The organism is Oceanisphaera psychrotolerans, from assembly GCF_001870485.1.
Taxonomy (GTDB): domain Bacteria; phylum Pseudomonadota; class Gammaproteobacteria; order Enterobacterales; family Aeromonadaceae; genus Oceanimonas; species Oceanimonas psychrotolerans.
This window is the reverse complement of sequence record NZ_MDKE01000044.1, coordinates 47,795-68,560: the sequence shown is the minus strand read 5'-3', so window position 1 is coordinate 68,560 and position 20,766 is coordinate 47,795. Positions and strand designations below refer to the sequence as shown.

23 protein-coding genes are annotated in these 20,766 nt (G+C 59.5%); 11 read left to right on the top strand and 12 right to left on the bottom strand.

What is annotated here, in order from left to right; genetic code table 11:
• The first annotated feature begins 102 nt into the window (after window positions 1-102).
• From rbsK to galU, 6 genes are all read left to right on the top strand, one after another.
• Entirely contained in the window at window positions 103-1,014 is a 912-nt protein-coding gene (gene rbsK, locus BFR47_RS13620; RefSeq protein WP_071473574.1) for a ribokinase, read from the top strand.
• The gene (locus BFR47_RS13615; protein WP_071473573.1) at window positions 1,014-2,015 is read left to right on the top strand and encodes a substrate-binding domain-containing protein; all 1,002 of its coding nucleotides are present in this window, start codon (window positions 1,014-1,016) and stop codon (window positions 2,013-2,015) included. Before rbsK ends, BFR47_RS13615 begins: the two co-directional genes overlap by 1 nt.
• A 149-nt stretch (window positions 2,016-2,164) precedes the next feature.
• Complete coding sequence (locus BFR47_RS13610; protein ID WP_071473572.1) at window positions 2,165-2,701, top strand: septation protein A; 537 nt, start codon at window positions 2,165-2,167, stop codon at window positions 2,699-2,701.
• A 96-nt stretch (window positions 2,702-2,797) separates the two neighbouring features.
• Window positions 2,798-3,097, top strand: a complete 300-nt coding sequence (locus BFR47_RS13605) for a YciI family protein (RefSeq protein ID WP_071473571.1) — start codon at window positions 2,798-2,800, stop codon at window positions 3,095-3,097.
• 166 nt (window positions 3,098-3,263) lie between these two features.
• Window positions 3,264-3,554, top strand: coding sequence for a ComEA family DNA-binding protein (locus BFR47_RS13600; RefSeq protein ID WP_071473570.1), 291 nt, complete (start codon window positions 3,264-3,266; stop codon window positions 3,552-3,554).
• 89 nt (window positions 3,555-3,643) lie between these two features.
• Window positions 3,644-4,564: a UTP--glucose-1-phosphate uridylyltransferase GalU gene (gene galU, locus BFR47_RS13595; protein WP_071473667.1), complete on the top strand. Its 921-nt coding sequence runs from the start codon at window positions 3,644-3,646 to the stop codon at window positions 4,562-4,564.
• On the opposite strand, the gene BFR47_RS13590 is transcribed toward galU, so the two are convergent.
• Entirely contained in the window at window positions 4,558-5,553 is a 996-nt protein-coding gene (locus BFR47_RS13590) for a response regulator (RefSeq protein ID WP_245748931.1), read from the bottom strand. The genes galU and BFR47_RS13590 overlap by 7 nt on opposite strands.
• A 117-nt stretch (window positions 5,554-5,670) precedes the next feature.
• Between BFR47_RS13590 and BFR47_RS13585 the strand changes: the two genes are divergently transcribed.
• Window positions 5,671-6,351, top strand: coding sequence for a DnaT-like ssDNA-binding domain-containing protein (locus tag BFR47_RS13585; RefSeq protein WP_071473665.1), 681 nt, complete (start codon window positions 5,671-5,673; stop codon window positions 6,349-6,351).
• Window positions 6,335-7,180, top strand: a complete 846-nt coding sequence (locus tag BFR47_RS13580; RefSeq protein WP_071473569.1) for a DnaA ATPase domain-containing protein — start codon at window positions 6,335-6,337, stop codon at window positions 7,178-7,180. Before BFR47_RS13585 ends, BFR47_RS13580 begins: the two co-directional genes overlap by 17 nt.
• A 45-nt stretch (window positions 7,181-7,225) precedes the next feature.
• On the opposite strand, the gene BFR47_RS13575 is transcribed toward BFR47_RS13580, so the two are convergent.
• Window positions 7,226-7,432, bottom strand: a complete 207-nt coding sequence (locus BFR47_RS13575; protein WP_071473568.1) for a dodecin — start codon at window positions 7,430-7,432, stop codon at window positions 7,226-7,228.
• A 227-nt stretch (window positions 7,433-7,659) separates the two neighbouring features.
• Here BFR47_RS13575 and BFR47_RS13570 point away from each other — a divergent pair, with 227 nt between their 5' ends.
• The 3 genes from BFR47_RS13570 to BFR47_RS13560 all read left to right on the top strand — a co-directional run bounded on the left by BFR47_RS13570 (window position 7,660) and on the right by BFR47_RS13560 (window position 11,620).
• A complete protein-coding gene (locus BFR47_RS13570) occupies window positions 7,660-9,336 on the top strand; it encodes a sensor histidine kinase (RefSeq protein ID WP_071473567.1) in 1,677 nt (558 codons plus the stop codon).
• Window positions 9,333-10,046, top strand: a complete 714-nt coding sequence (gene btsR / locus BFR47_RS13565; protein ID WP_071473566.1) for a two-component system response regulator BtsR — start codon at window positions 9,333-9,335, stop codon at window positions 10,044-10,046. The genes BFR47_RS13570 and btsR overlap by 4 nt, the downstream gene beginning before the upstream one ends.
• Window positions 10,047-10,192: 146 nt before the next feature.
• The gene (locus BFR47_RS13560; protein WP_071473565.1) at window positions 10,193-11,620 is read left to right on the top strand and encodes a carbon starvation CstA family protein; all 1,428 of its coding nucleotides are present in this window, start codon (window positions 10,193-10,195) and stop codon (window positions 11,618-11,620) included.
• Between the two features lie 134 nt (window positions 11,621-11,754).
• Here BFR47_RS13560 and BFR47_RS13555 read toward each other — a convergent pair whose 3' ends face one another.
• The 10 genes from BFR47_RS13555 to BFR47_RS13515 all read right to left on the bottom strand — a co-directional run bounded on the left by BFR47_RS13555 (window position 11,755) and on the right by BFR47_RS13515 (window position 20,754).
• Complete coding sequence (locus tag BFR47_RS13555; RefSeq protein WP_071473564.1) at window positions 11,755-11,997, bottom strand: hypothetical protein; 243 nt, start codon at window positions 11,995-11,997, stop codon at window positions 11,755-11,757.
• 4 nt (window positions 11,998-12,001) lie between these two features.
• Window positions 12,002-12,397, bottom strand: coding sequence for a phage holin family protein (locus BFR47_RS13550; RefSeq protein ID WP_071473563.1), 396 nt, complete (start codon window positions 12,395-12,397; stop codon window positions 12,002-12,004).
• A 132-nt stretch (window positions 12,398-12,529) separates the two neighbouring features.
• Window positions 12,530-12,841, bottom strand: a complete 312-nt coding sequence (locus BFR47_RS13545) for an ElaB/YgaM/YqjD family protein (protein ID WP_071473562.1) — start codon at window positions 12,839-12,841, stop codon at window positions 12,530-12,532.
• A 252-nt stretch (window positions 12,842-13,093) separates the two neighbouring features.
• Window positions 13,094-13,483: a host attachment protein gene (locus BFR47_RS13540; RefSeq protein WP_071473561.1), complete on the bottom strand. Its 390-nt coding sequence runs from the start codon at window positions 13,481-13,483 to the stop codon at window positions 13,094-13,096.
• A 310-nt stretch (window positions 13,484-13,793) separates the two neighbouring features.
• On the bottom strand, window positions 13,794-14,516 hold the full coding sequence (locus BFR47_RS13535) for an efflux RND transporter periplasmic adaptor subunit (protein ID WP_083399155.1): 723 nt from the start codon (window positions 14,514-14,516) through the stop codon (window positions 13,794-13,796).
• A 7-nt stretch (window positions 14,517-14,523) separates the two neighbouring features.
• Window positions 14,524-15,756, bottom strand: coding sequence for a preprotein translocase subunit SecA (locus BFR47_RS19185; RefSeq protein ID WP_139215191.1), 1,233 nt, complete (start codon window positions 15,754-15,756; stop codon window positions 14,524-14,526).
• Window positions 15,732-16,502 (bottom strand): hypothetical protein, encoded by a 771-nt coding sequence (locus tag BFR47_RS19180; protein WP_083399153.1) that lies wholly within the window; start codon window positions 16,500-16,502, stop codon window positions 15,732-15,734. Before BFR47_RS19180 ends, BFR47_RS19185 begins: the two co-directional genes overlap by 25 nt.
• A 2-nt stretch (window positions 16,503-16,504) precedes the next feature.
• Window positions 16,505-18,649: a PqqD family peptide modification chaperone gene (locus tag BFR47_RS13525; RefSeq protein ID WP_071473664.1), complete on the bottom strand. Its 2,145-nt coding sequence runs from the start codon at window positions 18,647-18,649 to the stop codon at window positions 16,505-16,507.
• Between the two features lies 1 nt (window position 18,650).
• A complete protein-coding gene (locus BFR47_RS13520) occupies window positions 18,651-20,387 on the bottom strand; it encodes a GAF domain-containing protein (protein WP_175514116.1) in 1,737 nt (578 codons plus the stop codon).
• A gap of 61 nt (window positions 20,388-20,448) precedes the next feature.
• Window positions 20,449-20,754: a DUF3467 domain-containing protein gene (locus tag BFR47_RS13515; protein WP_217645557.1), complete on the bottom strand. Its 306-nt coding sequence runs from the start codon at window positions 20,752-20,754 to the stop codon at window positions 20,449-20,451.
• Window positions 20,755-20,766: the final 12 nt, after the last annotated feature.

Genomic DNA, 20,766 nt, shown 5'->3' with positions numbered 1-20,766 from the left:
GAGTCCATGGGGGGGCACCGGTTCAACCCCGGTGCCGTCGGCCCCTGGATGCCCGCCTTCGCGGGCATGACATATTAGCCAAGGCATTTGAAGGCAAACTCCATGACATTAACCGTAGTTGGCAGCATCAATATCGATCATGTGATCCGGCTGCCGCAGTTCCCCCGCCCCGGTGAAACCCTGACCGGCAGCGACTATCGCATCGTGCCCGGCGGCAAGGGGGCCAACCAGGCGGTGGCCGCGGCCCGTGCCGGTGCCACGACCCGTTTTATCGCCTGCGTGGGTGAAGATACCCTGGCCCAGAGCCTGATCGACGGCTTTGCCGCCGACGGCATCGATACCGCGGCCATCGAGCGTATCGAAGGCATCAATACCGGGGTCGCGCTGATCCAGGTCAACGCTGAGGGCGAAAACAGCATCGCGCTCGCCGCCGGTGCCAACGGCCGGCTGACGCCCGAACAGCTGAGCCGGCATACCGAAGGTCTGCACTGTGAACAGCTGTTGCTGCAGCTCGAAATCCCGCTCGCCACCAATATCGCCGCCGCCAGCCAGGCCAAGGTCCAGGGGGCCCGGGTGGTACTCAACCCCGCGCCGGCTCAGTCATTGCCAGATGAACTGCTGACGCTGGTGGATCTGATCACCCCCAACGAAACCGAAGCCGAGCGACTGACCGGAGTGACAGTAAACGACGATGCGGGTGCGGACGCCGCCGCACGGGCGCTGCATGCCAAGGGTATCGCTACCGTCATCATCACCCTGGGCGCGCGCGGCGTCTGGCTGAGCGAACAAGGCCGGGGGCAGCTTATCCCGGGCTTCAAGGTCAAGGCGGTAGACACCACGGCGGCGGGCGATACCTTCAACGGGGCCTTGCTCGCAGCATTACAGCAACGGCAGCCCTTGCTGCAGGCGGTGCGCTTCGCCCAGGCCGCGGCGGCGCTGTCCGTCACCAGACCCGGCGCCCAGACATCGGTCCCTTACCAGGACGAGATTAACGCCCTGCTGGAATCTCGCTGATGGCAACCATCAAGGATGTGGCCCGGCACGCGCAGGTGTCCACCTCCACCGTCAGCCATGTATTGAACAAGACCCGCTTCGTCAGCCCCGAGATCACCGCGCGGGTGCAGCAGGCCATCGACGAGCTCCACTATGCCCCCTCGGCGCTGGCGCGCAGCCTCAAGAGCAACGAGACCCGTACGCTGGGCATGCTGGTGACCTCAAGCGCCAATCCGTTCTTTGCCGAGGTGGTACAGGGAGTGGAGCAGCGCTGCTTCGAGCTGGGCTACAGCCTGGTACTGTGCAATACCCGTGACGATAAACAACGACTCAATGCCAGCATGGAAATGCTGCTGCAAAAGCGGGTAGACGGCATTATCCTGATGTACACCCAGGCTCACCTGGGTGCGGAGGTCTTTGACCGCTATCCCAGTGTGCCTCTGGTACTGGCGGATTGGGGTCCCATGGACATGGAAGCGGATCTTATCCAAGACTGCGGCGAGCAAGGCGGCCGGCTGGCCACCGAACACCTGATACACCTCGGTCATCGTGATATCGGCTGCATCACCGGTCCTTTGGGCAAACGGGCAGCGGACGAGCGACTGGCAGGCTTCAGGGCGGCGATGGCAACGGCGGGGCTACCGATACGTCCGGAATGGATAGTCGAGGGCGACTTCGAGCTGGCCGGCGGCAGCAGTGCCATGGCGGCGCTGCTCACCCGGCCCGAACGACCCACGGCGGTGTTCGTCGGCAACGACATGATGGCGGTGGGCGCCTTGCGGGCCCTGGCCGATGCGGGTATTTCAGTGCCGGCGCAGATGTCGCTGGTCGGGTACGACAACATCGAACTGGCCCACTATCTGGTGCCGGCACTGACCAGTATCGAGCAGCCCAAGGCCGGGCTCGGTGCCCTGGCGGTAGATACCCTGCTGGCGCGTATCAAGGCACCGGACACCCCGCGCCAAGTACTGACCCTGACGCCCGAGCTGGTGGTCAGGGACAGCAGCCGGACGCCGGCCTGACACTGGCCGGAACGGTGCCAACAAAGGGGCGTGGGCGGTGGCCCGGATAAAAACCACCACGCCACTTCTTATTCTCAGCAATGCTTTGCCAGCTGCCGGCGCTATGGGTACACTGCCTTATATCTTTAGTTGTACGAGTCAGTTCTTCTATGAAGCAGTTTGCCGAATTTATCCCCCTGATCATCTTCTTCGTGGTGTACAAAACCGTCGATATCTACGCGGCAACCGGCGCGCTGATGGCCGCCACCTGCATCCAGATGCTGGTGGTCTGGCTAAAGCACAAAAAGCTGGAAAAAATGCACCTGGTCACTCTGGTACTGGTGCTGTTCTTCGGTGGTCTCACCATGTTTTTTCAGGACGATGCCTTCATCAAATGGAAAGTGACCGCGGTGAATGGTCTCTTCGCCATCGGGCTGCTGATCAGCCGTTACGGCTTCCGTAAAAACCTGATCAAACAGATGCTGGGCAAGGAAATGACGCTGCCGGATGTGGTCTGGGACAAGGCCAATCTGGCCTGGGCCGGCTTTTTCAGCTTTTGCGGCGCCCTCAATGTCTATGTGGCCTTCAATCTGTCTCAGGAGTTCTGGGTCAACTTCAAAGTCTTCGGGCTGCTGGGGCTGACGCTGCTGTTTACCTTTGCCACCGCCATTTATCTTTATCGTCAGCAGCAGGCACTGGAAAAATAACTGCCGTCATCGGTACACTCCGGTTATACAACAAGGGGAGCCAGGGCACGAGTTGCTTCCCTCTATCCATATCCGCCATATAAAAAGGAATAAACCATGTGGTATGTCATATTCGCCGAAGACAACGCCAACAGCCTTGCCCTGCGCAAAGAGGCCCGTCCGGCCCACCTGGCCCGACTGCAGGCGTTGGCCGATGAAGGCCGGCTGCTGGTCGCGGGCCCCAACCCGGCCATCGATGCCGAGGACCCCGCAGAAGCCGGCTTTACCGGCAGCACCGTGATTGCCGAATTCGACTCGCTGGCATCGGCACAGGCCTGGGCCGATACCGACCCCTATGTGGCGGCCGGCGTTTATGCCTCGGTCATCGTCAAACCCTTCAAAAAAGTGCTGCCCTGATTTCAACCGGCTTCGGCCGGTTTTTTCATCTCGTTCCCACCTCCCGCCCTTCTTCAATATTTTCGCAATACTCGATCTCTTTGCTGGCAAAAAACGCTTCTTTGGACAAGTCTTGATAGAGTCCGCTGGACAAAATTCAAACAACCTGAGACAAGGAGAGACGGGAATGAACAAGGTACTGTTATCCACCTTACTGGTGGCGTTGCTGGCGGTGACTGCGCCGGGCATGGCCAATGAACCGGCTACCGAGCAAAGCGCTGTCATCACCAGCATCGATATCAACACCGCCAACCAGGATCAGCTGGCCATGCTGACCGGAATCGGTCCGGCCAAGGCCGCGGCCATCGTGGAGTATCGGGAAGCCAATGGGCCCTTTGCTTCGGTTGACGACCTGGCCAAGGTCAGTGGTATCGGCTCGGCCACCATAGACAAAAACCGCCATTTACTGAGCAATTAACCCCTGGCTTCAGCACCCGGCCCTCCCGGCATGGTCGGAAGGGCCGCTATTGGTTATGATTAGCTCCCATTGTTTTTTTGATGATACTCATGCCTCAAAACACGCCTTCACAGCCATTGATCCGTAAAGCGGTGATCCCGGTCGCCGGACTGGGTACCCGTATGCTGCCCGCCACCAAGGCCATTCCCAAGGAAATGCTGCCGGTGGTCGACAAACCCCTGATCCAGTATGTCGTCAACGAAGCCGTACAGGCCGGGATCAAGGAAATTGTACTGGTGACCCATGCCAGTAAGAACTCCATCGAAAACCACTTCGACACCAGCTTCGAGCTGGAAGCCACCCTGGAAAAACGGGTCAAGCGCCAGTTACTCGAAGAAGTACAGAATATTTGCCCCTCCGACGTGACCATCATGCATGTCCGTCAGGGCGAAGCCCGGGGGCTGGGCCATGCCATTCTCTGCGCCCGTCCGCTGGTAGGGGATGCCCCTTTTGCCGTGCTGCTGCCAGATGTACTCATCGACGATGCGGGCTGCAACCTGCAACAGGACAACCTGGCGGCCATGATCAAGGCCTTTGGTCATAACGGCCACAGCCAGATCCTGGTGGAGCCGGTGGCGGATAACCTGGTCGACCAGTTCGGTATTGTTGATATCGGAGGGGCGCAGCCGGGTCAGGGCGAGTCGGCTGCCATTGTCGCCATGGTAGAAAAACCGCAGCAGCAGGAAGCGCCTTCCAACCTGGCGGTGGTGGGGCGTTATGTGCTGTCGGCCGACATCTGGCCGCTGCTCAAGAAAACGCCGCTCGGCAAGGGGGATGAAATTCAACTGACCGACAGCATCGCCATGCTGATGGCACAGCAGCCGGTAGACGCCCATCATATTACGGGAAAGAGCCACGACTGCGGCAGCAAACTCGGCTTGATGATCGCCAATATCGAGTTTGGCCTGCGCCATGGGGAGCTGGGGCCTGCCCTCACCCGCTATCTGCAGCAGCGGCTTGACGCTCAGTAACTGCCGTGACTGGCGGTAAGTTGCATTTTACCGCCAAAACCACCATGCAGGCTCAGATCGAAAGGAAAGGAGCAGGCGTAGCTGAGCTGACTGGCGGACAATTTTTTTAACCCCAGCGGACCGGCATTACAGCGAGCCAGCCAGTCGTTGCCCACCATGCCGCCATTGGCCATCATCACCCTGTTGCTGTTGGCCTGCAACCGGAACAAGGCCAGATTCACCCGACAGCCAAGACCCGCGTCCAGGATCAGGCGATTGATGTATTCCAGCGTACGGGCCGGGCTGTTCAACAGACACCCCGGCCGATTCTGGTACTGCCGCAAGGGTTCGTTCAGCAGAAAGGCCATCAGTGACATCATCACCGGAGTGTCCATATCGAGCGGGTCAAACTCCGCCAGCAGCAGCAACAGGTCCTGATCCAGCCGGATATATTCGGCGAGCAGCCAGGGGGAACTTTGCCGGCAACGAAGTTTCCAGGCCCCAAGTTCACGCTCGGGTAGCTGACGCCATCCCTGACACAGACGGCTGGCGGCCACGTCTTCCCGGCGAAAAAACGCCAGATGGTCGTTGAGCTCGTCGAACAATCGCCGCGGGTCGGGCTTGAGGCAGGCGGTAATGACATCGGCTACCAGCGACCAGTTGCGGATCGGCTTGGCAAGATAATCTTCGGCACCGGCCCGCAACGCCCGCGCAACGTCCGCCATTGTCTTCTGGCCGGAAATGGCAATCACCGGCAGCGCCGGATAACGTTGTTTCAGGCAGCTAATCACCTCCTGACCGTCCGGCGCCAGCAGTTTCAGATTGCTCAGTACCAGATCGGGCGACTGCTCACGCGCCTGCCATATGCCCTCTTCGCCATGCTCCGCCTCGATCACCCTGGCTCCCCACAACTCCAGGTACGTCACCATCAACCGGCGGAACACGGCATCATCTTCGATCAGCAGAATAAGTAGATCGCGGTCAAACATCAGATTAGGCAACAAGGTCATGGGATATACTCTGAGCCTAGACGAATTTCGGCAGAGCGACAGAGGCTCCGTCATGGCGGCTGTATTCTGCCGTGGCTTTATTGGATAATGGGTCTCTCATTTGATCACTGTGGCATTATGACACCGGCAGAATATCAGGCACTGACCTCCCCCAGACTGTCTCATCCGGCACGCAGCCTGTATCAGCTCTACCTCAGGCACCATGCCCGGGGTGACATCACCCAGGCGCTGGATTACCCCTTGTTGGGCAAGGCACTGGCCGTGCAGGGTGAAGGTGAATACCGCTATCGTGTCACGCCGGCCGAACTGACCGCACTGGTCGATGAGTTGCTGGATGCCGGTTTGCTGAGCCTGGTGCAGAATCCTCACCCCCAGCACTACCACGGTGCCGTGTTTTCTTTGCCACTGAAAGGACTTCAGGGATTGGCTCCACTACCCTCGCGCCAGTTTGCCATGCATCCGCAATGGCGCCCGGATGAACAGTTTGATGGCCTGGCCAGGCTCTGCGGCCTGCTCGACAGCCACGTTGATGAAACCGAACTGGGCGAGTTTATCGCCTACTGGCTGGGGCGGCCCGAAGTGTTCGAAAACCAGCATCAGTGGATGCTGAAACTGGTACGCAAGCTTAAGAACCAGCGCAGCGTCAAACGCGCGGCACCACCGCAGGACAGCGGCCACTACCAGCAACTACCGGCCAAAAACGACACCGGCCCCAGCAAACGAGCTCGTGAAATGATGGCCGAAGCCCAGCGTCTCAGCTCCGATAACCAGGAAGACCGCAATGAAAAAGACAGCTGAAGAAATTGCCGCCGACCTGAACGACATCGCCCGTCGTCGGCGCCGCCCGAAACCACAGAAAGACGTCTCTCCGACCGCCGTCGGTGGTGATGTGAAGGGATTGCTGAACCGGCTGCAGCGGCTGCGCGCCGGCGGCAACCTGCCCGAGTATGACTACTTCACCCTCAAGCGCCAGTATGAGCAGCAGGCCAATACCGAAGTACGTCAGGCCCAGAAAGCAGCGAAACAGCAGCGCACCGAACGCTTGCTGGCCCAGGCGGATCTCAACTCGGAGTGGATCTTCGACAACATGGACCGCGACGACCCGGCGCTGAGCCATCATATCGATACCGCCCATCACTTCATCAATGCCTTCGATCACTGGGAAGAAAAAGGCGGTGCCGCCATTCTGATTTACGGCAATTTCGGCACCGGCAAGTCAACCCTGGCCGGGGCCATTGCCCACGACCTGATCCGGCAGCACCAGAAGTCGGTGATTTTTCAACAATGGGCCTCGGTGGTAGACCGGCTGTTTTTCGGCGTCATCGAAGATCAGGAAAGCCGCAACCAGTATCGGCGGGCACTGGAAGAAGTCGACCTGCTGATCCTCGATGAAGTGGCTGCCAACCGCACCCGGCTGGCAGAAAGCCAGTCCAGTTTTCTCGGTCATCTGCTGCGTCGCCGCCGCAATCTGTCCAAGAGCGTGATCATCATCACCAACCATGACCCGCAGGCGCTGCACCGGGCGGTAGGCGATTTCTGTTTCGAGGCGATCAAGGCCTTTCATCCGGTCGACATGGCCCTGCTCGGCCCCAGCCGACGCCCGGATATCGGCGACTACCGCAGCTGACCCCCGAGGACGGCACCGTTATCATCGGTGCTGTCCGGTACCCGCTTATTCCAGACGGAAACCTATTTTCAGCACTACCTGAAAATGGGCAATCTGGCCGTCCCTGATATGACCGCGCATTTCCGTGACCTCGAACCAGTCCAGGTGGTCCACCGATTCGGCCGCCTTGGCCACCGCCTGCTTGATGGCGTCGTCGTAACCGTGCGGGGATGTTCCGGCTACTTCTATTAATTTGTAAACATGATGGGACATGGCAAACCTCGTCGTTGGAACCACTGCCACCGGCCGGCGGCACTCACCGTTAAGCATTGGCGGTCAGGGTCCGTTTTGCCACCGGACAGGCGTCACGTTTGTCGCCCCCGGGTTGCGCATGTCTTGCTCACGCCCCGTTATTGACCTACCCTGACGACTTTCCTGCGGCCATCGTCTGAGCTGTACCGGCCGGTGCGGCGGCGCCGAACGCATTCCGGGATCCTGTCATGTCGCTAATTTTTTCCCTGATGCAGCAGATGAGCGTGTTTCTGGTTATCGCCTACCTGCTGTCGAAATCCCCCCTGTTCAAGCCGATGGTGAACTACTCCATCCGCCTGCCCCACAAGATGGTCATCTATCTGGTGTTTTCCGGCTTCTGCATCATGGGCAGCTATTTCGGCCTGGAAGTGCAGGATGCCATCGCCAATACCCGGGCGGTGGGCGCCGTGCTGGGTGGCCTGCTGGGCGGCCCCGTCACCGGCACCCTGGTTGGTCTGACCGGCGGCCTGCACCGCTATACCATGGGCGGCTTCACCGATCTGGCCTGTGCCATCTCCACCACCCTCGAAGGCCTGCTGGGGGGCCTGGTGCATTACCATCTGGTCAAGCGGGGCGAGATGGCCAGGCTGTTTTCTCCCTGGGTGGCCTTTGCCACCACCCTGGCGGCGGAAGCCCTGCAGATGACCACCATACTGCTGGTGGCCAGACCCTTCGAGCAGGCGCTGACGCTGGTACAGGTCATCGCCGCGCCCATGCTGCTCGCCAACGCCACGGGGGCGGCGCTCTTTATCAGCATGATCCGCGACCAGAAAGCCATGTACGAAAAATTCTCCAGCCGCTTTTCCGCCCGGGCGCTGAACATCGCCCAGCGTACCGTCGGCATCATGGGCCGGGGACTGAACAGCGAGTCTGCCCGAAAAATCTGCCGCATCATCCATGAAGAAACCGGAGTGGCCGCCGTGGCCATCACCGACCGGGAGAAAATTCTCGCCTTCACCGGCCTGGGCCATGAACACCACCAGCCGGGCACCGCCATCGCCTCTCCCCTGACTCTGGAAGCCATCCGCGATCAGGAGATCAAGTTTGCCGACGGCTACCAGATGCCTTATGCCTGCTCCCTGTCCGACGACTGCCAGCTCGGCTCGGTACTGGTGATCCCCATCCGGGGAGAAGACGGCATCCTCGGTACCATCAAACTCTACGAGCCCAAAAGACGCCTGTTCCTGAAGATCAACCGCACCCTGGGCGAAGGCATCGCCGGCCTGCTGGCCCACCAGCTACTGACCGGCCGGCTCGAACAGCAGCAACAGCTGCTTACCCAGTCCGAGCTCAAGCTGGCCCATGCCCAGGTCAATCCGCACTTCCTGTTCAATGCCCTCAACACCATCGGCGCCATCACCCGCCGGGATCCGGACAAGGCGCGGGAGCTGCTGCTACATCTGTCCAATTTCTTCCGCAAGAATCTCAAGCGCGCCTGCGAGCAGACCACCCTGGCGGAAGAGCTGGATCATGTCGCCGCCTACCTGGCCATCGAACAGGCCCGCTTCAACGACCGGCTGACGGTCAGCGTGGACATTCCCGAATCGCTGCTCGGATTGCGGCTGCCCACCTTTACCCTGCAGCCCATCATCGAGAATGCCATCAAGCACGGTATCTCCACCCTGCTCGAGCAGGGGCAGATCCGGGTCACCGCCGACACCGAGGCAGATACGGTCAGACTCAGGGTCACCGACAATGCCGGCACCTACCAGGCCAGGGCCGACGGTGACGGTCTGGGCCTGAGCCTGGTCGACAAACGGATCAAGTGTCTCTATGGTGAGCGCTTCGGGGTCGATATCGGCGTCGAGCCCGAACAATGGACCCGGGTGACCGTTTCACTTCCACAGCAGGAGAGCCAGCCATGATCAGCGCCCTGATCGTCGATGATGAACCCTATGCCCGCGCCGAGCTGGCCGAGCTGTTACAGGAGCTGGGTGGGGTGACCGTCCTCGCCGAGGCCGCCAACGCCCTGGAGGCCATGGCACTGCTGCCGCAACACAAGCCCGATGTGCTGTTTCTCGATATCCAGATGCCGAAAATCAGCGGACTGGAGCTGCTGTCCATGCTGGAGCCCGGGCAGATCCCCCGGGTGGTGTTCGTCACCGCCCACGATGACTATGCCATTCAGGCATTCGAGGACAATGCCTTCGACTATCTGCTCAAGCCGGTGTCCAAAGCCCGGCTGCAGAAAACCCTGGACCGGCTCGGACAGGCGCTGCCGCCCCAGGATCTGGCCCCGGTCACCCCGTCTCTGACCACCATCCCCGGTTATCAGCAGCAACGCATCCGGCTGGTGCCGCTGGCGGAGGTGGAATACATCTATTCCGATCTGGGCGGGGTCCATCTGGTCACTGAAAAGGGTGAATATCATACCCAGCTGACCCTCAAGGTGCTGGAGCAGCGCACCGCCCTGCTGCGGGTACACCGCCAATATCTGGTGTCTGCCTCCGCCATCCGGGAAATCACCCTGCAGGATAACCACAGTGCCGAGCTGGAAACCCGGCTGGGGCATACCCTGCCGGTCAGCCGCCGCTACCTCAAGGCGCTTAAAGTCCGTTTGGGCCTGCAATCCTAGTGATCCGGCTCACAGCCTTCCACCATTACAAATGTATTACAACCGCTTAACACCACATATGACCGCTTACTCAAACAAGACGGGATTTTTTTAACCGTTTTCTTACACTGGGCGCAACACTACCATTCAGCCAAGGAGTTGCGCTTATGTTATGGTTTTTACTCTGTGCCGGCCTGCTGGTCGCCGGCTACTTCAGCTACGGAAAGTTTATCGAGCGGTTGTTCGGACCTCGCCCGGAACTGGATACCCCGGCCATCACCATGGCCGACGGCGTCGACTATGTACCCATGTCGGACAAGAAAATCTACCTGGTGCAGCTGCTTAATATCGCCGGTCTGGGCCCCATCTTCGGTCCCATTCTGGGTGCCCTCTACGGCCCCGTTGCCATGTTGTGGATCGTGTTCGGCTGTATCTTCGCCGGGGCCGTTCATGACTATTTCTCAGGCATGCTGTCGGTACGCGCCAGGGGCGCCTCGGTACCGACCGTGGTCGGCGAACAGCTGGGCAGTGTTGCCAAGCACTTCATGAATATCTTCGCCGTGATCCTGCTGCTGCTGGTCGGCGTGGTGTTCGTACTGGGCCCGGCCAAGCTGCTCGGCAACCTGTCCGGCATTGCGGTCACTGCCTGGGTCGCCGTTATCTTTGGTTATTACATACTGGCCACCCTGGTGCCCATCGACAAGATCATCGGCCGCTTCTATCCAGTGTTCGGCGCCCTGCTGGTGTTCATGTCGGTCGGCCTGCTGATCGGCCAGGTATATAGCGGCAAGGGCTTCTATCAGAGCGGTATCGATTTCTCCAACCTGCACCCCGAAGGCCTGCCCCTGTGGCCACTGCTGTTTATCACCATCGCCTGTGGCGCCCTGTCTGGCTTCCATGCCACCCAGTCACCGCTGATGGCCCGCTGCATGCAAAACGAGCGCTCCGGCCGCTTCATTTTCTACGGCGCCATGATCGGCGAAGGCGTAATAGCGTTGATCTGGTGCAGCCTGGGACTGTCCTTCTATGAAAGCCCCGAGGCCCTCAATGCCACCCTGGCCAGCGGCGGTCCGGCAGCCGTGGTACATGAAGTGTCCACCAGCCTGCTGGGTACCGTCGGCGGCATCCTCGCCATCCTGGGGGTAGTGATACTGCCAATCACCTCGGGCGACACCGCCTTTCGCAGCGCCCGTCTGATCGTGGCCGAATTCCTCAAGCTGGGACAACAGGCCCTGCCCAAACGACTGCTGATTGCCGTGCCCATGTTCATGATTGGCTACCTGATCACCCAGGCGGAGTTCGGCGTTATCTGGCGCTATTTCGGCTGGGCCAATCAGACTACCGCCATGATCATGTTGTGGGCCGCCGCCGCCTACCTGGCGAAAGAAGGCAAACTGCACTGGGTATGTACTCTGCCGGCGATGTTCATAACCGCGGTGACTTTTACCTACCTGGCCAATGCCGACATCGGCTTCGGTCTGGCGCTGCAGCCGTCCACCCTGATCGGCCTGGCGGTTACCCTGGTGTTTACCGTCGCCTTCCTGCTCAAGTTCCGTTCCGCCAAGGTAGTAACGGTGCAAGAAGAAAGCGCCTGACCCCCGCCCCGACCGCAGTCGGGGCCCGGGCACCAAACAGAAAGAGCGCCCCGGTGGGCGCTCTTTCTGTTTCTGTCTGCCTGCTCGGCAATGCCGATACCGGCACCTGCCGGGTACATGGGCTCGTCGGGAAGTCAGAACCGCAGATAGATGACCGCCAGCAAGGCGCCGCCCAACAGCAACTTGTTTCTGAACTTGCGCGGCATGTTGGCCAGCCGCCATACCAGCCCGGCCCGGGGCAGCTGGCTGGCCAGCTGCCATACCCCGGACTCACTTTGCTCCTGCTGCCGGCGCAATTGATTCGTCAGCAGCTTCAACCGCAGCGCCTCCGCCTTGAGCTGTAATAACTGTTGTTCCTGTTGTAACGACTTGTGCATGGACTCAGTCCTTCAAAGACCAATCGGACATGGTTTTCTTGCCCTGAATATAGGCGACATCTTCCTGCAGCTCGTGCAGTGTCCTGGCCAGAAACCGGCGCTGACCGGCGAGGTTACGGGCGATGGACCAGAAGGCCCAGCACATCAACAACAGCAACACCGCCGACAGCCCGAAAAACACCCACAGCCGGGCCGAATGAGACAGCACCAGATTAAGACCAAACAGCAGGCTGATGTATGACATGAAGAACAGAAAAACCGCCGCCAATGCCAGGATGCCAAGACGCACCATGCGCTCTTTCTGTGCCACAAATTCGATGCGGGCCATCTTGAAGCGGACAAACAGCAGCTCGGTAATGGTATGCAGCAATTCCTTCAACGAATTGATCTGTCCACTCATTGAACCTTCCTTATGGCGTAAACCCTCTGCCGGGCGGTGATGCACATCACCGCCCGAAACCTTGCACCCTGCCTGCTAAACCACTGACCGCCCACTGCAGGCTTGGCCACAGCACAGGCAGGCACCACCGACTCACCGACGGCTCAGCAGGGCGCCCAGCACCAGGCCGATGACCGCGGCGATGCCCATGGCCTGATAGGGATTTTTATGCACCAGATCGTTGGTCTGTGCCGCCGCCTGCCGGGTACGATCGACCATAGAGTCTTCCAGCTCCGAAAACTGCTGCTGCGCCCGCTTCAGCTGGGCCTTCAGCTTCTCCTTGAGTGCCTTGCCTTCCTTGGTGCCATCATCAACCGCCGCCTGATAGAGCGCTTCGGCGTCCTTGAGTACCTGCTTGACGTCATCCATCAATACCGCTCGTTCCGCTTCGTAGTTCCGGCTCATGGCGCCTCCTTGTCTCGTCAGAAATAAACATCTTGCTTGAATGTCACAATGCCTGTTTACCATATCCACTAACCACCGAAGTAGCCAGCCCACCGCCATGTTTTTGACCATGAAAAAGACGTCAACGGCGTTATCGGAACGGCTGTTCCCACTCGAAGGATAAAAGACACCGACAGCATGATGCGTTCGATGAATCGAGCCGAAACCCACACAGGGCAGGCTTCGGCAATGGGGTCAGGATGTGCTGGCGGGTCAGGCGAAGGCGTCAATCACTTCATTATGAGTGGCCCCGCTCAGGTTTTTATCGAGGTCCCGGTACAACGCCTTGCGCAGGCGCTCATCCATGGCATCGCGCAGCAAACCGAGAAACTGGGGCGGAGCCGCCAGATAAAAGCCCCGGATTTCATTGGTGTCCAGAGCATGACGGATCCTGGCGATAATATCACGCGCGAAGCGCTGGTTCTCGGTATGACGGGGGTCGCTTTTCTCCGGTATGGTCTGCACGTCACTGACCAGATCACCGGCTTTTAAACGCGCTTCCGGATGAGCAAGGTCCATAATCTCCTCAAACACGCCTTCTATCCTGTCTTGCAGGTAGATAACGGCTTTTGAAGCATCAGCTATTACGATCCAGTCTGACATATGGCACCTCTTCTTGGTTATTGGAACATATTGGGGGTCTTGAACTTCCTAAGTATTGTCGATTCCTCGCAAACCGCATCAAGCCTTGATGCAGGCCAGCCGAAGCTGTGATTTTCCGAGGATGAGAAGGAACGGTAGCCTGAACAATCCGCAGGACATACCTCCACCCCAGACCAACTAGTAGCACACCGCAGGCTAGGTATGCCACCGCTGTACGGCTATTTCAGCTCGCCGGCGGTCGAATCGAGGGGCTGGGCTTCGTGCTATAGCCATCGAAAGTCGATCTCATGATCGCGAAGTGCCTTTCAAATCATATCGAAAACAGAGAGCATTTCAGTCCGGAAGGGATCTTGTAGCCGGGATTATCCAGCTTGAGTCGAACCCGGTAAGTACTGCTGGCCGCATCGATAATGCTGTCAACATTGACCACATCAGCCTCGTGGGTTGACTCCAGATGCTGCAGACGCACCCGATACTTGTCACCCTTAGCGATGGTACCGAATCGTTCCAACGGCATCACGGTTTCCACATACAGCGGGTCGAGCCGGACAATACGGAACACCTCTCCTCCCGTCACCAGATCGCCTTCGGTCACCATCCGTTCGACAATCACACCGTCGATGGGGCTGGTAATCCGTTTCAGCTTCAGCTGTTCCCGCCGTTCCCGCAGCTCAAGGTTGGCAATCGACTTTTCCGTGCCGATGTCGTCTACCTCCTGCTCGGTAATCAGCTTGGCTGCAGTCAGGTCTCTGATCCGCTCCAGCCTTCTCCCGGCATAGGCAGCCTGAGCCGACTTGGTATCAATCGCGGCACGCTCAAGGCCCGAATCCAGCTCCGCCAGCAACTGCCCTTTTTCGACCTGATCGGAACGGTCCACCAGCATACGGACCAAGCGCCCCTCTGCAGTCGTACCCACGGTGACATCGGCCGAGGGCTCGATATAGCAACTCAGTGTCTGAAGGGGCTCTGCATGAGCCCAGGTAGTAACACATCCAAACAACACGACCGCCTGCAGGCATTTCTGTTTCAACATTGCTCAACTACTCCGATTTTCCGCTAAAGGACAGGGACCGACGGTTCTGGAATTCGGCTTTCAGAAGTCGGCGCCGGATGGTCTTGTGATAACGTTCGACCCGTTTCTGGGCACGATGGTAAAAATGACGAGCCAGCCTCTGCAGCCACCCACTGTCGGGTGATCGTTGCAGCAGATGCTGCAGTATCCCGACAAGACGGCGCGGAAGAACCTGTAACAGCTCATCTTCCAGCGACAGCATCTCTTCCCAGCTTCCGGCTTGCCCCTGACGCGCACTGCGCCCGACCAACTGACGGTCGACACGGGCACTGTCATGCAGTTCGGTCAGGATGACATGCAGGCCCCCCAACTCATCCACCCCCGGTGACAGCTTGATATCGGTGCCCCTGCCCGCCATATTGGTGGCGATGGTGATACGTCCGAATTTGCCGGCCTCCGAGACGATCAGCGCCTCTTCCACATCCTGGTTGGCATGCAGCACCTGGTGTTCGACACCCTTCATCTCGAGCCTGCTAGAAAGCTCGTCGGCCGACCTGATGGTGCGTGTCCCGACCAGTACCGGCTGGCCGCGCGCCTGAAGATACTCGATTTTATCCACCAATGCCTGCCACTTGAGATCGGCCGTGGCAAACACCCGGCTGCCATGATGCGCTCTTCGGCTCGGACGATGGGGCGGGATCCGGACCGACAGGAGGTTGTATACGCTCCCCATCTCGGTCGCCACCTCCTGTCCCGTTCCGGTCATTCCGGCCAGCCCCATGTAACGGCGGAAAAACAACTGGAAACTGATTTTGGCCAGGGTGACTCGCGGTGGCGTCACCGACACGCCCTCCTTCAATTCAATCAGCTGGTGCAGCCCCTTCTCCCAGGAGCGATCCGGCATGACCCGTCCCGTATGCTCATCCACGATCTGCACCTTGTCGTCACGCACGATGTAATGTACGCCCGGGGTGAAGTTGTAAAGCGCCGTCAAGGCCTGGATCACCGACTCTTCCCGGCGGAACTGATTGTGCCACACCGGTTCAGAATCGATTGTCAGCTCGGCCAGCCGCTCCCGCCCATGACGGGTAAGCTCGATCATCTTGCGGGCGTCAATCATGAAATCCGTTCCCGCCTCCAGAGCCCTGGCCAGTTCGAGCGCATGACCATAGTAATCTTCATGACGGGCACTCTCGTCACTGGCGGATATGATCAGAGGGGTACGCGCTTCATCGATCAACACACTGTCGATCTCGTCCACAATGGCGAACTGGAGCCAGGCAACAACAGCTCGCCACCGGGACGACGGTGAATGAAGTCTTTCAGACGAATGCCCAGCTGCGACAGCTGCTGCCCCAGCACCAGACGATCCTTGAGGTAGTCGAACACCAGTGTTTTACCGGTGCAGTAAACGATCGGATGCCGGTAAGCCTGCTCACGCGCCTCGCGCGTCGCATCCTCCGCCACGACGGCGGTGGTCAGCCCGAACCAGTCATACAGAGGACTCATCTCCTCGGCGTCGCGTCTGGCAAGATAATCATTCACCGTCACGACATGAACCTGACGTCCGGCCAGCGCCATGACAATCGCCGCCAGTGTGGCGGTCAATGTCTTGCCTTCCCCGGTATTCATCTCGGTGATGCAGCCATGAACCAGCACGAATCCTCCCCGCACCTGCACATCGTGATGGCGCATACCCAAGATGCGGAAGGACACGACCCGGATCAGGGCAAAGGCCGCCGCCAGTTGCCCGCTCTTTATTCCTTCCCGTCGCAGACAGCTGCGTATTTCCTGCAGGTGCAACCTGAGCGCGGCGTCGTCAAGCTTTTCCAGCCGGGCTTCATGGGTGCCGACCTGCTCGACAAAACGATACTGACGCCGGGATGAAAGCTGTACCTGCCGGGTCCAGTGCAACTCGATCCAGTTCCACGCCCGCTCCAGAAATGGCCGTTCACTCCAGTCCAGCTTCTGGGGGTAACGTTCGGCAGAGGTCAGCAGCGCAAACATGTTCAGACACCGAACTTGCGGATGAACAGATCACGCAGTACCCGATACCACTGCATCGCCAGCGGCTCGGGGGTATGCTCGAAGCGGACGTAGACCCGCCCGCCCAGCGCCGTACTGATCGGCGCTGAGGACTGAGCCTGCAACTCCAGCAGAAACAGGGGATCCAGTGCTATCGGCTCCTGCTGGCCCGGCTCGATACCGATGCTCCCGCCCCCCTGAAGCGCCAGCGCCAGACTGGGAAGACGATGCGTTGCGGCCGGTACCGCACGCAGTACCCTGGCAGGCAGCTCCCGGGCCACATTATCGACCGGGCGCAGCCGTATCTCCTGGCTGTCCGCCCTGACCCTGTCGATGCTCATCTGCGGCACCGCGCTGATGACCGTGTAACGTGCGGGATCGATAATATGGGCCATCACCTCACCACGCTGGAACCAGCGCCCGGCCAGATCCGCCGAGCCAGGCACCAGAAAACGGCCATCCATCGGTGCTGTCAGTACAAAATCGGCTATTCTCGCCTCCAGATCATTTATCTGGGTCTGCACGCTGATCAGCTCCTCCTCGATCAACCGCGCTTCGACCCGATCGGAGTGCTGTGAAATCACCTTGCGCGCCTGCAACTCGGTCTTCCGTGCCTCCAGCACGGCCTTGCGTGTCGGCAGCAGTTCATCCTCGCAACGCAACAACGGCTGCCCCTCGGTGACGGGTCCCTGCGGCCGCAACACCTCCCGCACGAAACAGCCCTGAGGTGCACGGATACGGGATTGTTCGGGCATCCAGACCACCCCTTCAGCCAGGGTGGCAGAAGGAACCGGGGTCAGAGCCAGCAGCCAGACCAGTCCGCCAATACTCAATGCCGTCACCCCACAGAGTCTGAGACGCCGCTCCATGATGAGTGGATCATTGAGCACCCCCTTGACCAGCTTGATCAGGGGCGACAACAGCATCATGTAGACAGCCCAGAGCGCCAACAGGATACCGATGATGAAAAACTGGGTTGCCACGAACAGCACTATGGTGAATACCAGCATCATGCGGTAGCCGAAAGAACCGACCGCATAGCCGGCCAGCCAGACCGACTCGCGCGCCGTGGTCCGGGGCGGCTGCAGCCCCCTGCGGATACGCAGCGCATAGCGCTTCATCAGGTAACCAACGTAGCGATTGGCTTTCTGCCCCAGCCCCGGAATTTCGAGCCAGTCCGACAGAATATAGTAGCCGTCGAAACGCAGCAGCGGATTGATGTTGAAGACAAGCGTGGTGACACCCGCCAGAATAACGACGTCATGCAGAAAGACCCGGAACATGCCGGGCTCGGCCCAGGTCCAGATCCAAAGTGCCACGGAGGCGACCGCCAGTTCGATCATCATGCCGGCGGCCCCCACGATCATGCGCTGATACTTGCTGACGAAGGCCGTGGCATGACTGGCATCCACGTAGGGGACCGGCATCATTACCAGCAGCATGGCGCCCATCTCGTGGCATTGCCCGCCAAACAGCTTGATCGCAATACCGTGCCCCAGCTCGTGGATGGCCTTGACCAGCGGGAACACCAGCAACAGCGTCACCATGTACTGGGGAGTAAAGACCAGTTGCCCGACGTCGGCCGTCAACCCTTCCCAGTTACTGAATGCCAGCCAGCCACCAAAGGTGACCAGCAGCGTCCAGAGGACCAGTATCACCGGCCGCATCCAGGCCGGGATCCAGCCGACCAGCAGGGTCAGGAAGCGATCGGGATCAACCAGCGGAATTCTCAGCGCGAGCGGATTGGACAGATACTGCTTGATCCGGTTGCGTCGAGACTCCTGCGTACGCTCCTGCAGTTCATCCAGGTCGGGTACCTGACCGGTGCTCAGTACGCCGGCATTGTGCAGTTGGGTCATCAACTGCACTATCTCGTCCTGGCCGAGAACATCGTCCCCCATGGTTTCACAAGCCAGCTGCCAGATTTGCTCCAGCGTGCGCTCGCCGTCCATCAGGCCGAGAATACGGTAGGCTTGGGCATTCAGCCGCAGGAACTTGCCGCTGCTCTGGTCCTGCACCACTCGCCAGACTTCACCCCGGTAGACATGCCTGAATATTGTGGCCTGAGTCCTGAGGCGCGGTACCAGCGTGGCGCTGCGATACCAGGATGACGAAAAGAGTGTCGACACGTCAGACTCCAAACCATTTCCATAGCGAGAGTCGCCACCAGTAACGCAACTCTCGTGTCCAGATCCAGATCAGCTTGCGCTCATCCACACTTACCTTGCCAACTCCCTCCATGCCGGGTCTCATCCCCTCGGCGACGGACGCCAGTGTCGCCTCGACACGGAACAGGTTCTGGCCATCGCGGGCCTCGGCCAGCGGCGTGATCAGGCTGACGTCGAATGTGGACTGCTGTTCGGGGAACGCCTTCAGCACCAGCTCTCCGCGCTGACCGAGGCTGAGGTAACCGATATCGGCCTCGGGCACATCCAGCACCAGACGGTAATCCTCCAGTGGTGCCAGCTCGAACAGCACCTGCCCCTTCGAGATCGGCAGCCCCAGATCCTGCGACAGGTCACCACTGGTGACAAGCGCATCGAAAGGGGCCCGGAGTTCGGTTCTCTGCAGCATGGTTCTGACCAGATTCAATTGTGCCTCGACCTGTGCCAGCTGAGCCAGCACCACGCCAGCCTGAGCCGGATCCCAATTGGCCTGCGCCAACTGCAGCTGGCGGGTATACTGCGCCTGCTGACTCTCCAGCTTGGCCAGCTCCAGCTTCATGTCGCGACCATCCAGTTTCGCCAGCAGATCCCCTTTCTGGACCACCTGGCCGGCACGAACCACCGCCTGCTCGAGATAAGCATCGAAAGGTGCCGCCAGCGAGCGGTTGACCGCCCCCTCAAGGCGAGCGTCGGTATTGATCCGGAACTCGCCGGTTGCCAGACTGAAAAAAAGTACCGCCGCCAGCACCCCCGCTGCAATAAGCTTGGTGCCCAGGTAGCCGGCCCCCAGCAAACGTTTGCAGGGTGCCTTGAGCATACGCCCGATCATGTCCATGGAACCGGCGTTGGCCGCTCGCCCCTTGAGCAGTACCTGTCCCAGAACCGGTGCCACCGCGGCGGCCAGTTCAACGTTTTCAGGTTCGGGCCGGCCAGCCCATTCAAATGTCAGCACCCCATACTGTTCGGCATCACGAATGAAGGGGACCGACAGCGAGGTATGGTTGCCGTGCCGCTCGATCAGCTTGCGATGGGCATCACGAATGACCAGGCTCTGTTCGTCTCCCGGCCAGCAGACGGGCTCCCCCTGATCCACCGCCTCTTCCATGGCGGACTCCAGGTCCTGCACCAGATCGATCTTGCGCGAGAACTCCGCCACATTGGCGAGCGTAAACAGACGGATACCGTGTTTGTGGGCAAAGCCAAGCGAAATACGGTCACACCCGAGGCTGACACTGGCCTGTGCCAGCACCGTCTGGGCCGCCTGTTCCAGATCATCACTGTCGAGTGAAGACATCAGCAGTTCCAGCAGCAGGATCAACCGTTCGTTCAGTTCTCCTTCCCCGCTGCCGGCCTGAACGGCGGGATGACCGAGCAACCAGCCGATACCCCACTGCATCCAGTTTTTCTGTTGTATGGATAATCCCGGAGAAAGGGGTGACAGTGCCAGTACTCCCAGCAGCTCATTGTTCTGTATGACCGGCACCGCAAACAGGAGTCGGGTGCCAGCCCGCTGCAATACAGGTCTGCACAGTTCCAGCGCCTGCTCGGCCACCATCATCAGGGGGTCGCTGCAAGGCGTGTTGTAGGGCCAGGTTGCTCTTGGCTCGAAAGGCCCCGTACTGGCAGGACCCAGTACCAGCACCCCCTCCTGAATGCCGCCCAGCCCATCGTTCAGCAGATTGAACCAAGCCGAAAAAAACACCGGTTCAGACTCCTCCTGGAGAAGCCTGAACCAGTGCATGTATTTTTCCGGATTCGGCGTATCAGAGCTTGATTTCACCGAATCGTTTTTCATATTCCTTCAGTCCTATATCCAGCATGATCTGCAGACGTTTGGCGGCATAGGGAGTCAGCAGTATGCGCTGAGACAGCATCACTTCCACTTCTTCCTGGTTTCCCTGCCAGCTTTGATTGGAACCAAACAGTACCATGATCTCTTCACGAGTCCCCATGACATTACAGACATTGGCATAGGTAGACTGCATGTTGTCATCATTCCACTTGATTTTCGGCGTGGTCGGCCGCGCCTGCTGTTCATTCATGGTGTTCAGGTCCGCTTGTTCAGTCATTTACTACTCCTT